The organism is Micromonospora sp. NPDC023956 (assembly GCF_040639195.1).
Taxonomy (GTDB): domain Bacteria; phylum Actinomycetota; class Actinomycetes; order Mycobacteriales; family Micromonosporaceae; genus Micromonospora.
The window spans coordinates 1-15,825 of the sequence record NZ_JBEZZN010000016.1 but is presented as its reverse complement, the minus strand read 5'-3'; the positions used below and the strand labels follow the sequence as shown (position 1 = coordinate 15,825).

General features: G+C 72.5%; 10 protein-coding genes and 1 pseudogene. 8 read left to right on the top strand and 3 right to left on the bottom strand.

Annotated elements, in window-relative coordinates; translation table 11 throughout:
• Positions 1 to 38 precede the first annotated feature (38 nt).
• Positions 39 to 1,073, top strand: coding sequence for a PHB depolymerase family esterase (locus AB0F58_RS24945; RefSeq protein WP_357147481.1), 1,035 nt, complete (start codon positions 39 to 41; stop codon positions 1,071 to 1,073).
• An 86-nt stretch (positions 1,074 to 1,159) separates the two neighbouring features.
• Here AB0F58_RS24945 and AB0F58_RS24940 read toward each other — a convergent pair whose 3' ends face one another.
• Genes AB0F58_RS24940 through AB0F58_RS24930 form a run of 3 tightly spaced genes read right to left on the bottom strand, consistent with a single transcriptional unit; the run spans position 1,160 to position 4,709 of the window.
• A complete protein-coding gene (locus tag AB0F58_RS24940) occupies positions 1,160 to 1,984 on the bottom strand; it encodes an AAC(3) family N-acetyltransferase (protein WP_357147478.1) in 825 nt (274 codons plus the stop codon).
• Between the two features lie 17 nt (positions 1,985 to 2,001).
• Entirely contained in the window at positions 2,002 to 4,131 is a 2,130-nt protein-coding gene (locus AB0F58_RS24935) for a tetratricopeptide repeat protein (RefSeq protein ID WP_357147475.1), read from the bottom strand.
• Complete coding sequence (locus tag AB0F58_RS24930) at positions 4,125 to 4,709, bottom strand: sigma-70 family RNA polymerase sigma factor (RefSeq protein ID WP_357147472.1); 585 nt, start codon at positions 4,707 to 4,709, stop codon at positions 4,125 to 4,127. The genes AB0F58_RS24935 and AB0F58_RS24930 overlap by 7 nt, the downstream gene beginning before the upstream one ends.
• Positions 4,710 to 5,688: 979 nt before the next feature.
• Between AB0F58_RS24930 and AB0F58_RS24925 the strand changes: the two genes are divergently transcribed.
• The 7 genes and pseudogenes from AB0F58_RS24925 to AB0F58_RS24895 all read left to right on the top strand — a co-directional run.
• Positions 5,689 to 6,747 carry a radical SAM protein gene (locus AB0F58_RS24925; RefSeq protein WP_357147468.1) on the top strand — a complete coding sequence of 353 codons (1,059 nt, stop codon included), beginning with the start codon at positions 5,689 to 5,691 and terminating at the stop codon, positions 6,745 to 6,747.
• A gap of 17 nt (positions 6,748 to 6,764) precedes the next feature.
• The gene (lanL, locus tag AB0F58_RS24920; protein WP_357147465.1) at positions 6,765 to 9,470 is read left to right on the top strand and encodes a class IV lanthionine synthetase LanL; all 2,706 of its coding nucleotides are present in this window, start codon (positions 6,765 to 6,767) and stop codon (positions 9,468 to 9,470) included.
• 134 nt (positions 9,471 to 9,604) lie between these two features.
• Entirely contained in the window at positions 9,605 to 9,715 is a 111-nt protein-coding gene (locus AB0F58_RS24915; RefSeq protein ID WP_357147734.1) for an ALQxL family class IV lanthipeptide, read from the top strand.
• Between the two features lie 170 nt (positions 9,716 to 9,885).
• Complete coding sequence (locus AB0F58_RS24910; RefSeq protein WP_357147462.1) at positions 9,886 to 11,661, top strand: prolyl oligopeptidase family serine peptidase; 1,776 nt, start codon at positions 9,886 to 9,888, stop codon at positions 11,659 to 11,661.
• Positions 11,662 to 11,708: 47 nt separating this feature from the next.
• Positions 11,709 to 13,448: an ABC transporter ATP-binding protein gene (locus AB0F58_RS24905; protein WP_357147459.1), complete on the top strand. Its 1,740-nt coding sequence runs from the start codon at positions 11,709 to 11,711 to the stop codon at positions 13,446 to 13,448.
• A 26-nt stretch (positions 13,449 to 13,474) separates the two neighbouring features.
• The gene (locus tag AB0F58_RS24900) at positions 13,475 to 15,208 is read left to right on the top strand and encodes an ABC transporter ATP-binding protein (RefSeq protein ID WP_357147456.1); all 1,734 of its coding nucleotides are present in this window, start codon (positions 13,475 to 13,477) and stop codon (positions 15,206 to 15,208) included.
• Positions 15,209 to 15,629: 421 nt separating this feature from the next.
• Positions 15,630 to 15,825 (top strand): annotated as a pseudogene (locus AB0F58_RS24895) (S8 family peptidase); the annotation flags it as partial.

The following is a 15,825-nucleotide window of genomic DNA, read 5'->3' as shown; positions in this document are numbered from 1 at the left end:
TGCCGGTCGTCCCGCCGGCGCTCCGACGGGAGAACGTCATGAGAACAGCGTGGAAAGCTCTCACCGCCCTCGCCGCCGCCGTCCTGCTGGTCCTGCCCGGGGCGGTCACCGCCCAGGCCGCCGGTACGCCGTACACCAAGACTCCGGTGTCCGGCTCGCTGCGGAGCTACCCGGTCTCCGCCGTCTACGTCGCCGGGGTCTCCTCCGGCGGGTACATGGCCACCCAGCTCCAGGTCGCCTACTCGTCGCGGATCCGGGGAGCGGCGGTCTTCGCGGCCGGCCCGTACTACTGCGCCCAGAACACCGTCGCGCAGGCGCTCTACGGCTGCGGCGACAACATCTACCCGACCAACGTGCCCGCGTTGGAGACCTACACCCGCACCTGGGCGTCCTACGGCTGGGTGGACGGCACCGCCAACCTCTCCGGCCAGCCGGTCTACGTCTACCACGGCGCGAACGACGGGGTCGTGAAGACGTCGGTCACCAACGACCTGGTCCGCTACTACCGGGACTTCGGGGCCAGCGTCCAGTACGACTCCGGCAGCGCCGCGGGCCACGCCTGGGTGACCCCGTACGGCACGGTCGGCTGCACGCAGACCGCCGCGCCGTTCCTCAACGACTGCGGTACCGACCCGCAGCGCACCTTCCTCGGACGGCTGCTCGGTGCGGTGTCGCCGCCGAACACCGGCCCGCTCGGCGGCACCCTGATCCGGTTCGGCCAGGACTCGTTCGCGGTCAACGGCTGGGCCAACGGGCTCAGCATGGACGCCAACGGCTTCGCGTACGTTCCGAGTTCCTGCGCCGCCGGCCAGAGCTGTCGCCTGCTGGTCGCTCTGCACGGCTGCGCGCAGGGCCACAGCAAGGTCGGCACCGCCTTCGTCGACCGGGCCAACCTCAACCAGTACGCCGACACCAACCGGCTCATCGTCCTGTACCCGCAGGCGATCCCGACGGCGGTGAACCCGAACGGCTGCTGGGACTGGTGGGGCTACCTCGGGGCCACCAACTACCCGATCAAGGGCGGGGCCCAGATCGAGACGATCATGAACATGGTCCGTCGGCTGGACGGCTGACGGCAGCAGCGCCGCCACGACATGCCCTGAACCGCTCCGGGCTCCGCGCAGGCTCCACCGGGCCCGGAGCGGTTCAGGCCGCCGCGTCAGGCGGTCGTCGGGCCGCCGGCGATCGCGTGGCGGCAGAGCAGACAGTCGGCGTCAGGACAGTGGGTGATGTGTCGGTCGGCGGCGATGGCGGCCGTCGCGGTGGCAAGGACCTGCTGGGCCGGGTAGGCGCGCCAGCGCGAGGCGCCGACGACGACGCTCCGGGCGAGCGGACCGAGGACCGGTTCCAGCCGGGGGAATCCGCCGGAGCAGGAGCCGACCTCGACCATCCGGACCTCGCCGGCCTCGCCCCGTGCCCACCTGGTGAACAGGCGGCGGCCGGCCCGCTGTTCGGCCAGGTGCAGTGCGGTCATCCGGTCGAGGCCCACGCCGACGAGCAGGATCGCGCCACCGCGCTCGGCCAGCTCGCGAATCGGCCCGTACACGTCGTCGGGGCTCTGCACGTCGATGAGTTCGGCCGCTCGGGGACCGATGGCGGCGAAGGAGTTGAGCGGATGCCGGCCGCGTACGGCGCCGGCGCGTCGGATCAGTACCGCGGGCAGGACCCCCAGTCGGGGGTTGACCAGGCCGCAGTCGACGGCGTAGGGGACAGTCTCCGGGCGGTGCTTCTCCACCACCGGCGCGGTGTAGTCGAGGCCGTTGCGCGCCGGACGCATGTCCGCAGGGGCAGGCAGCCCGAACTGGGGTTCCGTGAAGGCGGGTGTCAGCACCGTGCACCCATGGGCGAGCAGTGCGTCGATCAGGGTGTCGGCACCGCCGTCGATCGCCGTGCCGAAGGACCGCAGCGACGTGTGCAGCATGACCGGCCGATTCGCCAGGTGCAGGTTCTCGACGGCGGCGACGAGGTGTTCGCCGAGGATCATGTGGGCCTCCGGGTGGTTCAGGCGGGATGGACGGCATCGGTGATCCGACCCCCGTGCAGGAGTTCACCGAGCGCCCGTCGGGTCGTCTCGGTGTCGGGGTGGTCGTCGCCCAGGGTGCGGCTCCGGCGCTCCAGGACGAGCCGACAGATGGCTTCCGCCTCGGCCCGGCGACCCTGACGGGCGATCGTCCAGGCGAGTTCGTGCAGGGTGAGCAGGACGTGGGGATGGTCGGTCCCGAGCACCTGACGCAGGTCGAGAAGGTGCCGGTACAGGCTCTCGGCCTCCGCCCATCTGCCCTGCTTGGCGGTGATCCAGGCGAGCGCGTGCTGGGTCTGCAGGGTCTGCGGGGACCCGTCGGGGAGGAGGCGTCGCCGATCGCGCAGGACGTCCTCGAAGGCCTGGCGGGCTTCGTCGAATCGGCCCTGCCGGGCGATCGCGTAGGCCAGTTCGTGACGGGTCGTCAGGGTGTTCCGCGCGTCCGGTCCCTGGTGGATCAGGCGATCGCGGAGAGTGTCGCGATAGCGCTGCTCCGCCTCGGTCCACCGGCCCAGGAGCGTGGCGACCCAGGCGAACTCGTGGCGGCTGTCGAGGGTGTCGGGGTGGTGGGCACCGAGCACGCGCAGCCGGATGCCGAGGATATCCCGGTACCTGTCCTCCGCCCCGGCCAGATCGCCGGCGTTGGCGACCGTCCAGGCGAGCTGATGCCGCACGCGCAGCACTGCGGGGTGCTCCTCGCCCAGGGCGGCGCAGCAGTCCAGGGCGATGCGGCACAGCCGTGCGGCGGCTCCGGTGGCGCCGCTGTGGATGAGGGCCCTGGCCACGTCGACCGTGGCGTCACCGAGCAGGACGAGGTGTTCCCGGTTGCCGTGTTCGACGGCGGTGTCGAGCAGGGCCAGCAGGTGCTGGCCGAGCAGCCTGTACTGCGGCCAGTCCGCTGGCTCGTCGATGACGAGCTCCCGGAGGGCACCGGCCAGGTGCGCGACCGCGGTGCGCCAGACCTCCGGCCCTTCGAGGCGGGCGCGATTGGTGTCGGTGACGACCGGGTGCAGGGTGATCCCGGCGGAACCCTGCTCGATCAGTCCCACGTCTCTCAACCCGTCGAGTGCCTCCTGCAAACCGGTCATGGAGAGGATCCGGGTCGGGATCGTCCTGGGCGCGTAGCAACTGGCCAGCCGCAGCAGCGTCCGGGCCTGGGGGATGCCGTGCCGGGTCAGCCCGTCCAGGGAGATCTCCGCGGTACGGGACACCATGGTTCCCGCCCGGCTGCGGAGGACACGGTCGTAGGCGACGAAGGTGGGCGACTGCGCGACCCCGGAGCGCAGGTACGTCCCGGCCAGGTGAAGGCTGAGCGGCAGCCCGCCGAGACGGTGTGCCAGAGCCTGGGCCTCGATCTCGTCTCCCGCCTCCGGAGCGAGATCGCGCAACACCCGGGCGGCGTCGACGACGCCGAGACGACCGACGGTGAGGACGCGGGCCCCTGCCCACATGCGCGGGTCGGTTTCCCGGCTGGTCACCACGACCAGGCCACGCTGCGACGCACGCGCCCAGCCGTGCCCGTCCTGCACCCCTGCGGGCGAGTCCCCGGCGGCGAGCGTCCAGGGGTCGTCGGCGTTGTCGATGACGAGCAGCCAGTCGCGGGACGCGTGCTCCAACAGCCGCCACAGTCGATCCGGGCCGTCCGGTGCGCCCCTGGCGATCGACTCCAGGTCGGTGGTGGACCCGCCGAGATCCCGCGCCACGTCGGTCAGGCCCGTGGACATGCCGGCCAGGTCGCCGGCGGAGACCCACCACACCTGCCGATTCCAGCTCCGCACCCGTTCGGCCAGGGCGGCGGCCAGGGTGGACTTTCCCGCACCACCCGTGCCGGCGAGCACGGCAGGGCCGTCCCCAGGTCGACGCGCCAAGGCCACCAGTTCCTCCAGCAGATCGTGGCGCCCTCGGAGTTCGACCTGTGAGCTCGGTACGACGTCGGCGGGGCGCTGTCCCGTCTCCTCGACGACGTCGACCTCCTGACCGATCCACGCCCGCAGGTCGTCCAGCCCACGTTGCACGTCGAAGGACGGGATCGCCCTGACCCCGGCGGCACGGGCTCGTCGGTAGACCTCAGCGGACGTGAGCGGGATTCCCTCCTCGTTGTTGTTCACCACCCGGACTCCTGTTCTTCCTCGTCGTCGATGAACGGCACCAGATGGCCGACGCTGGCCCTCAGCTGCTTGCGCGCCTCCCGCAGATGGCCGCGGACCGTACTCTCCGCCAACCCGAGGCGCGCGGCCACCCGCTTGGTCGCCCACGACTCACCCCAGACCAGCAACGCGACCTTCCGCCGGACCGGGGGCATCTGCTCGATCTCCTGCCAGCAGCGGGCCAGGGCGATCGCGAACTCCGCGCGCTCGCCCGTGTCGTCGGTGGATCGAGCACCCAGCGCGGAGATGTCGGGCGTCAGGTCGACCCTCTGCTGCTTTCTCGACAGGTCGACGATCTTGTTCATGAGCACCCTACGCAGCCACTTCCTGCGCTCGTCCGGACCGAGACCACCGACCTTCCGCCAGCCGCGGATCGCCTCGTGGAACGTCGTCTGGACCAGATCCCGCGCCTCGGACTCGCCACCCCAGGAGCGCGAGCGGGCGTACCTGTAGAGGTCTTGGGCTTCCTGCAGGTAGAGGTGTTCGACCTGGTTCACCTCGTGGCGGGTCAGTTGCGGTCGGGACCTAGAGGAGAATTCCACGACACGTCCTTGGCTGCCGTCGGCACCGCTTCGCCGCCGGACTCCACACCCGTCGAGTGACCTGCCGGACGCAGGGGTCCCCGCAGATCCGGACCAGCTCCGCAGGGGGCCCGCAGGCGTGGGTGGCCGGGGTGCCTCTCGCCTGCCACTCGGCGAGCAGGCTCATCGCCGTGCAGACGGCCAGAAAGCTCGCCATCAGCGTGGTCGACTGACCGGGCAGCACGCCCGCAGTCAGGGCGGTCAGCGCCGCCCATGCTTCGTGTCTCGGGGAGGTCAGCATCACACCCCACTGTCGTGCGGCCGCCCCCTGGCGTTTGGTCGCCCCGGGTGGATGGTCCATCGGTCGTCGGGCGCTTGCGGCCCGGGTCCTGACTCGTGTCGGGCGATCAGCGTTGGTCGGGAGGCGGGAAGGCAGCGAACGATGCCAGCACCCGACGATCCCACCCGCGGGCCGGGTGGTGTGTCGGTTCAGGGACGTCGAGGTTTTCTCGTCCGGGGTGCCGGCACGTGGAGAGAGCCGAGAACTGCGCCGTCCCGGTCGCCGGCGGGCGACTCGACCGGGCGGCATGGGTACACCCTCCCCACCTTTCCACCCCCACCAACGGCCGTCGGGCGCGCGGACCCACCCCCCGATTCCGGGCGGTGATCGCCCGGATGCGGAACGTTACCGCAGCCACCGGGGTGGCCGCGCGTGGCCGTGGCCGCCACATGCCCTACTGAGCAAGATGACCCACGCTGTCCAGGCGCCGAATCTAGGGGGCGGGGCACCCATGTGTATCGGACAGTCCGGCGACACGCTCTCTGGCAACGGATGGCGCATCACGGCGCTACGGCGACCGGCCGGGGCCATCGCTCGGCGCGTAGGAGGCGGTTGTGCTCAGGAGACGGTGCCCGGTGGAGCGTGCGCCGGCGAGTGGCGACAGCCGCCGGTGGCGGTCTGACCCGACCGGGGGCAGGTCGGATCTCGCGGGCGGTGGCGATGATCGCCCCTGACCGTCCGACGAACGTGATCTGGGACGTGACGTACGCGTGCCCCCTGCGGTGCACCCACTGCTACTCCGAGTCCGGGCGGCGACCGTCCCGTCAGCTGGGCAACGAGGACATGTTCCGGGTCGCCGACGCGATCGTCTCACTGCGACCCGCCGGGGTGGCCCTCGCCGGTGGGGAACCCTTGCTGGTGAAGGACGTCTTCGAGGTTGCTGGGCGGATCTCCCGGGCGGGCATCCCGGTCGTCCTCTACACCGGCGGATGGTCACTGGCGCCGTGGATGGTCGAGGCGGCTCAGGCGGTGCTGTCCCAGGTGGTCGTGAGCGTCGACGGGGCGACCGCCGAGGTCCACGACCGGATCCGGGGCCGGGCCGGCTCGTTCGACCGGGCGATGGACGCCCTGGCCATGCTGGACGGGGCCGTACGGCAGCGACGGGCACGCGGCGAGCGGTCCCTCTCGATCGGGATCGACTGCGCGGTGGTGCGCAGCAACGTCCACGAGATCGAGCAGATGTGCACCACCGTCGCCCCCCGGATCCCCGGCTTGGGGTACCTCACGTTCGCAGCGGCCGTCCCGGCCGGGCTGGCCAGCCGGCCCAGCTTCGGCAACCACGAACTGCTGACCGATGAGCAGGTCGACCTGTTGGGGGACCCCGCGCACACGCGCCGGCTGCAGTCGCTCGCGCCGCCGTCGGTGCAGGTGACCGCCACGGACAACCGGATCCTGCAGATGCATCCCGAACTGCTCGCGCGCGGCATGGTCTTTCCGGCGATGCAGGTGGAGCCGGACGGGGCGGTGCGAGCCATGCCGATCTACGAGGGCACGGTGGGCAGTCTGCTCACCGACCCGCCCGTCGACCTCTGGCAGCGCGCGGTGGCGCGCTGGGCCGATCCGTTCGTCACCCGTACGTTGGGGCCGGTCCGCTCCATGGCGCAGTGGGCCGAGGCCGCCCGCCGCATCGACTACCACTTCGGTTCGAGTGACGTCCGTGCCCGGATCGACCGGCGCCCCGTCCACTCGCTGCCGGTGCCCGACGGACGACCGCGGTGAACAGTGAGGTCACCATCATGAACGGGACCGTTCTCGTCGACTGTGTCCGGTCGGTGCTGGCCCGCCACGACGACGGCTGGCGAGTCCACCCGGGCGACTTCTGGTGCCAGGTACAGCCACCGCAGCGACGGCCCCGGGTACAGGGGTGGAAGCTGCACGTCTCCGCCACGCCGCTGTCCGCGCCGCTGGTGCTGGCCGCGTCGGCGGAGGTCCTGGCGCGGAACGGCTGCTCGTTCAAGTTCGCGGGCACGCTGGCCCGGGTCCGGGAACTCGGCTCCCGCCACGTCGACCGGGGCGGCGGAGGAAAGTTCATCACCGCCTATCCGACCTGCGACGACGACGAGCTGCGGGTGCTCGCCGAGGAGCTGCACACCGCGACCGAAGGGCTGCCCGGACCGACCATCCTGTCCGACCGTCCGTACCGCCCCGGCAGCCGGGTGCACTACCGCTACGGGGTGTTCGACGGCGTACGCATGCTCGGGAACGACGGCCTCTACGAGGCGATGCTGGTCGCCCCGGACGGCACTCTCGTGCTCGACCAGCGCAGGGCGTGGTTCACGCCACCCGCGTGGGCGCCACGCGACCCGTTCGCACCGGAGCGGTCCGACCCGCCCTCCTCGTCGGGTGCGGCACCGAAGCCGGTCCTGCTCGACGGGCGTTACGTCGTACGGGAGGTGATCCGGCACTCGTTCCCGGGCGGGGTGTACCGGGCGACCGACGAGCAGACCGGTGCGGCGGTGATCATCAAGCAGGGGCGCCCGTACGCCGGTGCAGACCTGACGGGCCGCGACGTCCGCGACGACCGTCGCCACGAGGCGGCGATGCTGACGCTCCTCGGACCCTCCGGCCTCACCCCCCGCCTGGTCGGCCTCTTCGAGCAGCAGAAGGACGTGTTCCTGGCCCAGGAGGCGGTGTCGGGGAGCACCCTGCGCCAGTGGGTGTCGGCGCACACCGCGCTCGACGACGGCGACGGCTGGGGACTGCCGGTGGAGGATGTGCTGCGCCTCGCCGCCGGGCTGCTCGACCTGGTGGAGTTCGTCCACACCGAGGGATTCGTGCTGCGTGACTTCAACCCCAACAACGTCATGGTCACCGACGACGGGCGATTGCGTCTGATCGACCTTGAACTGCTCGCCCGGTCCGGGGAGCCGGTCGGCCGCGTGTTCACGCCGGGCTACGGGGCGCCCGAACAGGTGAAGGCGCCCGATTTCGGGCCGGCGCCGGAACCGGCGGCGGACCTGTACAGCCTCGGCGGCACGCTGTTCTACCTCGTCAGCGCCGTCGACCCCATCCTGGCCGAGGACGCCCCGCACGTGCGTCCGCACCGGGAACGGATCGAGAACTGGCTCGGCCATTTCTCGGTCGGCAACCCGGCGGCGCGCCGGCTCGCCGGGATCATCGTGGCGTTGCTGCACGAGGACCCGGCGCAGCGGCCGGACCTGGCCACCGTGCGGACCTGGCTGGCCCGGACCGGGCAGCCCGATTCGCGGCGGGACGGTGCCCACCTGGCCACCGGGCTGGGCGACGGCAATCTCAAGCGCGCCATCGTCGACGGAATCGACTACCTCGTCACCAGCATGCGGCCGGCCGACGACGACCGGCTGTGGCCGTGCGGCCAGTCCGGCGGGACGACGGACCCGCTCAATGTCCAGCACGGGGCGGCCGGGATCCTCGGCGTCCTCACCCGGGCGGTGCGTGCCGAGCCCGATCCGGCGCTGCGCGAGGCGGTCGCCACGGCCGCCGCCTGGATCAGCGGTCGGGTGGCGCGTGAGCCGCGTGCCCTGCCGGGGCTGTACTTCGGCCGGTCCGGTACGGCGTGGGCGCTGCTCGACGCCGGTCGCGTACTCGGCCTCGACCAGCTCGTCGACCAGGCCGTCGACCTCGCCCGACGGGTCCCGCTCCGGTGGCCCAACCCGGACGTCTGCCACGGTACGGCCGGTGCCGGCCTCACCCAGCTGCGGTTCTGGGAGGTGACGGGGCACGGGGAGTTTCTCGACCGGGTCCGGCAGGCGGCCGACGCCCTGGTCGACGCGGCCCGGTACCGGGACGGCCTGGTTCGCTGGCCGATCGCGGGTGACTTCGCATCCCAACTTGCCGGCCTGGTGCACTACGGTTTCGCCCACGGCGTCGCCGGAGTCGGCACGTTCCTGCTCGCCGCCGGCCACGCCACGGGGGAGACCCGCTACCTGGACCTCGCGGTCGCGGGCGCCGACACGCTGCTGTCCGTCGCCATCCGTGACCGGGGGGCGGCGTACTGGACCAGCGGTGAGAAGGGCGGTCCCCGCAAGTCCCACTGGTGCAGCGGCTCCTCGGGGGTGGGCACGTTCCTGACCCGGGTGTGGCGCCGCACCGGCGACGACCGGTACGGCGAACTGGCCGCCGACGCGGCGGTGGCGGTACGCCGCTCCCGCTGGCACGCCGGCCCCGCCCAGTGTCACGGCCTCGCCGGGGACGCGGAGTTCCTTCTCGATCTTGCCGAGGCGTCCGGCGAGGGGCGCTATCGGGATTGGGCGGACGAGCTCGCCGCGAGCATCTACGTACGCCACGCGCTGCGCGCCGGCCGAATGCTGGCGCCCGACGAGACGGCCACGACCGTGGTACCTGACTTCAACACCGGCCTCAGCGGCGTGCTGGCGCTGTTGCTACGGCTGCGCGACGGCAACCACCGGATGTGGCTGCCGGCCTCGTCCACCGCTACCGGACCGGCCGCCACGCCACGTTGACCCGCGGCGCGCCGGCCGGCGTGCCGGACCTGCACCGCAGATCGGGTGTGCCGTCCACCACAGACCCCGCTCAGCGTCCCCCCGGCCGCTGCCGCGGAGCCCGTACCACCGAGGGATGAGAGGAGGTGATCATCATGGAACTCGACGTCAACGCCCTTCAGCTGCTGGAGGAGGTCGAGTCCGAGACCGCGCTGTGGCCCTGCACCGTCACGTGCGAGATCTCGTGCGAGATCCGGACCATCTGATCGGTCCGCCAGCACAGTCCGGTCCGCCGTCTGCCCACCTCGGGCAACGGCGGACCGGCGCGCGCTGCCTCCGACAGCGCGGCCCGGACCGGGAACACGACAGACGACGGTGATTCGTCACCCCGGGGCGAGCCCTCGACCGCGACGCGACCCGCAGGAGGACGGTAGGCATGACGACCCGACACGTCGACGTGGGTCAGCGTGCGGCGGCGCACCGGCTGAGCTTCCGATTCTCCGGCCGGGCCGGCCGGGCCGCGTGCCTCGTCGCCGACGGGAACAGCACCCTCGTCGTCGAGAGCTGGTCGTTCCAGGGGACGACAGCCGAGGCCTTTCCACTGCCCACCACCGCTGGCGAGACGGTCCGCACCCAACTGCTGCCCGCCGAGGACGGTCGGGTGGTGCTGCTGCGTCATCGCCCCGGTACGCACGAGGTGGTCGTCGTCGACCGTGGCGACGGACGTACCGGCGAGCAACCGGTCGGCCGGTTCGACTGCCCGGCTCTGCGGGCGGTGCCGAGCCTCGACACCGCCACGCTCGCCTGGCTCGTCGCGTTCCGCACCGAGGGCTGCTCCGTCCTCCACCGCATCGACGCTCGGACGCTGCGAGCGGAGGCGGTTGTGGAGGTGGCCGGTCACCTGACGGGTGGCGGCTGGCTGACCGGGCAGGGTCACCTGTTGGCGGCCAACCAGCTTGCCGAGGGCCAGCGCCGCCTGGTCGCGGTCGATCTCCGCCGTGCGACGGTGTCCCCGATCGAGGTGGCCGGCAGCGCGGTCCTGCTGACCAGCCCCCGACGTGGCCGGATGCTGGTCGCCACGGCCACCTCCGACGGGGTCCGGCTGGGCTGGGCGGCACCGGACGGGCGACCGGTGCGGTATCCCCCGGCGCTCAACGCGATCACCGGTACCGTGCTGCCCCTGGCGGTCGATCCCACCGGACGTCGGCTCGCGGTACGGATCACCGCTGGCACCCGTTCCCGCCTGCTCGTCCACGACGACGATGCCGATCAGGTCACCGAGATCCCGCTGCCGCCCGGCGTGGTCAGGAGCGCCGGCTGGAGCGGGAGCGGCCTGCGGCTGGTGTGGTCGTCACCGACCTGTCCGACAACGATCGTCACGCCCCACCCCGGCGGCGGGCCGGACGACCGGACCGAACCGGACACGGGCACCGGGTGGCACGACGCGCGACCGGAGCGCTTCGACGGACCGGCCGGACCTGTCGAAGCGGTCGTGTACGGCGACTGGCGGCAAGCACGACACCTGCTGGTGGCCCTGCACGGCGGTCCCGAGGCCGCCTGGGAGCTGGCGTTCGACCCCTTCTTCCAGTCGCTCGCCGCCGCCGGTGTCGCCATCGTGGCACCCAACCAGCGGGGTAGTACCAACTACGGAGCCGCCCACCGCGCCGCCATCGACGGCGCCTGGGGAGGGCCGGACCTGGCCGACATCCGGTGGCTGCGCGAGACCTTGAACCGGGAGCGTCGCGTCCACGCCGGCCGCGCCCCGATGCTCTTCGGCACCAGTTACGGGGCGTTCCTGGCGCTGCTCGCCGCTGCGGCCGACCCGCACGGATGGTCACGATGTGTCGTCGTCGCGCCGTTCCTGTCCGGCCCGCAGCTGTACCGCGACGGCTCACCGGCGGTGCGTTCCCTGCTCGACCGGTCGGGTGGCCGTACCTCGCTCGACGACGAACTCGGCCCGCGTGACCTGCTGCGGCTCGCGCCCCGGATCCGGGCGCGACTGCTCATCGTGCACGGACAGCGCGACGACGTCATCCCGGTCGGGCACTCGCGGTCCCTGGCCCGACGGCTGCGGGAGACCGGCCGCCGCGCGCCTCGGGACTTCCGCTACCGGGAGGTCACCGGCGGTGGCCACAACCCGCTGGACGAGACCGGCGGGCAGGCCCTACGGGCGGAAGTCGTCGACTTCCTCACCTCCGAGCAGCGCGGATGAGGAGTTCGTCCGTGGCCGCCGACCGTCCCCGCTCACCGGGAGTCGCCATGTCCCCGCCCCCCACCGACGTCGACCTCGGCTGGTGGGCCCTCGTCCGACTGGCCCCGGTCAGCACCGTCGCGAGTGTGCTGTGGGTGGTGTTGGCCAACGGGGCGACGCTGCTCCTTCCGGCGGTCTCCGCCGCCGCCCTCGACCAGGCCATCGCCGGACGAGCCGTCGGGGGCGCTCTGGCGGCGTTGGCTGGCCTGCTGGTCCTGCGCACGTTGGCCGAGGCGTACGGCGGACTCGCCCGGGTGTCGGCGGCCACCCGTGTCTCGGCCACCCTGCGGTACCGGCTGGTTCGCCACGTGTTCGCCCTGGGCGTGCCGGGCACGCGCCGCCACGTCACCGGCGACCTGGTCACCCGGCTGAGCAGCAACACCACCACGGCCGGTGCCGCCGTTCCGGCGCTGGTCACCGCCACCGTCGCGGCCGCCGCCTCACTCGGCGGACTGGTGGCGCTCTGGTTGATCGACTGGCGGCTCGGGGTGACCTTCCTGATCGGCGCGCTACCCGCGACGCTCCTGCTGCGCCTCCTCATGAACCGGGCGACCAGCAGCTACGCCGCGTACCTGGAACGGTTGGCCGCCATCGCCGCCCGGCTCACCGACGCGCTGACGGGCCGCCGGACCATCCGTGCCTCGGGCACGCAACGCCGCGAGATGGCCCGCGTCCTCGCTCCGCTGCCCGAGCTCAGCCGAGCGGGACAGAAGACATGGGCGGTACAGCGCGCCGTGTCGTGGCAGGTCGACCTCGTCATCACCGGATTACGGCTCGCGGTGCTCGCCGTCGCCGGGCTCGGCGTGGCGGCCGGGCGGCTCTCGCCCGGCGACATCCTCGCCGCTGCCATGTACCTGACCTCCGCACTGGCGTTCCTCAGTCAGGTGGACACGCTGATCCGACTGAGCGACGCGCGGGCCAACACCTCCAGGGTCGCCGCCCTGCTGGCAGAACGCCCCCAGGATCCGGCCGTCGGTGCGGCGCCACGTCAGCACCGTGCCATACCCGCCGGTCCCGGCGCGCTGTCGTTCCGAGGGGTACGGGTCCGGCTGGGTGACCAGCTCGTCCTCGACGGGATCGATCTCGACGTACCGGGCGGTGCCGCCGTTGCCCTGGTCGGCCGCTCCGGCGCCGGCAAGACCACCCTCTCCCTGCTGGCCGGGCGCCTGCTCACCCCGGACTCCGGCACCGTGCTCCTCGACGGCGTCCCGACCGCCGACCTCTGCCCCGACGCGTTGCGCCGCGAGGTCTCCTACGCCTTCGACCGACCGGTGCTGCTCGGCGGTACCGTCCGCGAGGCGCTCACGTACGGTCGGCCGGAGGCGAGTGACCAGCAGGTCTGGGAGGCGGCCCGAGCCGCGCAGGCGGTGGAGTTCATCCGACGACTGCCCGGTGGGATCGACACCGCCCTGGCTGACGCGCCGTTGTCCGGCGGCGAACTACAGCGGCTGGGCCTGGCTCGGGCGGTCGCGCACGGTGGCCGGCTACTGGTGCTCGACGACGCCACGTCGAGTCTGGACACCGTCACCGAAGCCGAGGTGACGCACGCCCTCACCGTGGCCCTGGTCGGCCGTACCCGGCTCATCGTGGCCCACCGGGCGAGCACCGCGGCCCGAGCCGACCTGGTCGCCTGGCTGGATGCGGGACGGATCCGGGCGGTGGCGCCGCACCACGTGTTATGGGAGCGCGAGGCGGCGTACCGGTCGGTGTTCGCAGCGGACCCGCCACCGCAGGAGGGGGACGGATGAGGCGACGGGGTCCACGCAATTCGGGAATGGCCCTGCTGTGGCAGGAGCTGCGGGCCCGGCGTCGGGCGGTCGCCCGGATCGCGCTGTGGTCGGTCGTGGAGTCGCTGCCCGTACTGCTGTCCGGGCTGCTGGTCTCTGCGGCGACCGACCGTTTCCTGGCCCGTCAGGCCGGTGACGGGCTGGCTCTCCTCGCGCTCCTGCTGCCCACGGCCGCAGTCGGTGCGGTCGCGACCCACCGGCTGTTCCCGTGGCTCGCGGCGGTGGTGGAGCCGGTCCGGGACGCGTTTCTCGCCGAGGTCACGAAGGGCGCCCTGCTCGCCGCGACCCGCTCACCCACCCGGCTGGACACCACCAGCGTGGCCCGGCTGACCGCGCAGGTCCAGACGGTACGCAACATCCTCTTCGCGCTGCTGCGCACCGTGCGCCAGGTGCTCTTCACCTTTGTGGCCGCCCTCATCGGACTCTGTCTGCTGGCGCCGGTCGTCGCGATGGCCACTGCCGTGCTGGTGGTGTTCACCCTGGCCATGATCGGCCTGCTGGTGCCGAGGCTGGCCGCCCGGCACCGGGCGTTGCTGCTCACGCAGGAGGAGGTGGCGGGCCGCGCTGGTGCCGCATTCGAGGGGGTACGGGACGCCCTCGCGTGCGCCGGGCAGGAGCGGGCGGCGGCCGAGGTCGAGCGGGCGGTCGACGACGAGGCCACCCAGACCCGGGCGCTGGCTCGGGCCACCACCCTGACCCGACTGCTGGTCCTAGCCGGCGGGCAGCTTCCGCTGCTCCTGCTGCTGGTGGCGACCCCGTGGCTGCTGCGCTCCGGGTCTCTGACCGTGGGGGAGGTGGTGGGGGCCGCGACGTACCTGGCGGTCAGTCTGGAGCCCGCCCTGCACCGGATCGTCGGCGTGGTCGTGAGCTGGGCCCTGGACCTGGTGGTCAGCCTCCGCCGGCTCGGCGAGGCCTTCGCCGAGCCGGAGCCCGCGGGGACCGAGGGGCTACCCGCCCCCGAACGGTACGACTTCAGGGTCGACGGTCTGACCTTCGCGTACGGGGCACACGCGAACCCGGTCGTCGACGATCTCCACCTCACCATCGCCGAAGACGACCATCTCGCCGTCGTCGGCTCCAGCGGGATCGGTAAGTCCACCCTGGCGAACCTGCTTGCCGGGCTGCTCGTCCCCAGCTGCGGCACGGTCCGGCTCGGCGGTGTCGACGTCACCCGACTCCGTGAGGCCGAACTGCGCCGGATGCTCGCGCTCATCCCGCAGGAGGCGTACGTCTTCGCCGGCACCGTGCGGGAGAACCTCACCTACCTCGCACCCCGTGCCAGCGAGCATGACCTGGCCGACGCGGTGGCCGCCGTGGGCCTGGGCCCGCTGCTGGGCCGACTGGGTGGCCTCGACGTCCGGGTGGGCGCGGGCGGCGCCGACCTGTCCCAGGGGGAGAAGCAGCTCGTCGCGCTCGGACGGGTGTACCTGTCACCGGCCCGGGTCGTCATCCTCGACGAGGCCACGGCCAACCTGGACCCGGTGGCCGAGGCGCGGGCAGAGGCGGCGTTCGCGGCGCGGCCGGGGACCGTGGTGGTCATCGCGCACCGGATCACCTCGGCCCGCCGCGCCGAGCGGATCCTGCTCCTCGACGGGGACCGGGTGCACCTCGGTACCCACGACGAACTGGTACGGGGCTCCGCCAGCTACGCGGAACTGGTCGGACGGTGGGACGCGGGTGGCACCGCGACGGACAGCCGGTCACGCGTGGCGCCCGGGTGACCGCTCACCGCCGGGGCCATGCCGGTGAGGGCCCTGCCGGAGATCACCGAGGGCGTCACCGACGGCCATCTCCGAGGGCTGCGCGACGGTGGCTGGTCCGGATCGGACGCCACGAGGTCACGACCTCGAGGGAACGCAGGTCGGCCGGGGCGGGGCGGACGTGGGCCCGTCGGCCGTCGACGTACGCCCCGCCACCCCGGACGGCGGTCGCCGGTTGCCCCAGCGCGGGCAGGCAGGTCCCGGGGCCGATCGGATCATCGCTACGCGTACGCACGGTGAGAATGGTCAATGTCATCCTCACATCGCGAACATTATAGAATCTAAAGACGTAAATATCGACGTTAGGATTCTCCCATCGTCCAGCGCCTCTCGAGTGGGCTTCGGGCTCCACGAGAGGCCACCACAGTAGGAGGACCGGGAGATGACACTCCCCCGCACTCACCGGCGTACCTTCGCCGCGGTCGGCGTGCTCGCCAGCGCCGCCATGGTCACCGCCATGGCCAGCGCTCCGGCGACGGCAGTCCCGTCCGTCGGCGAGATCCGGAGCGCCGGTGGCGCGACGGCCGTGGCCGACAGCTACATCGTGGTACTCAAGGACAGCAGCGTCGGCGGGCGCG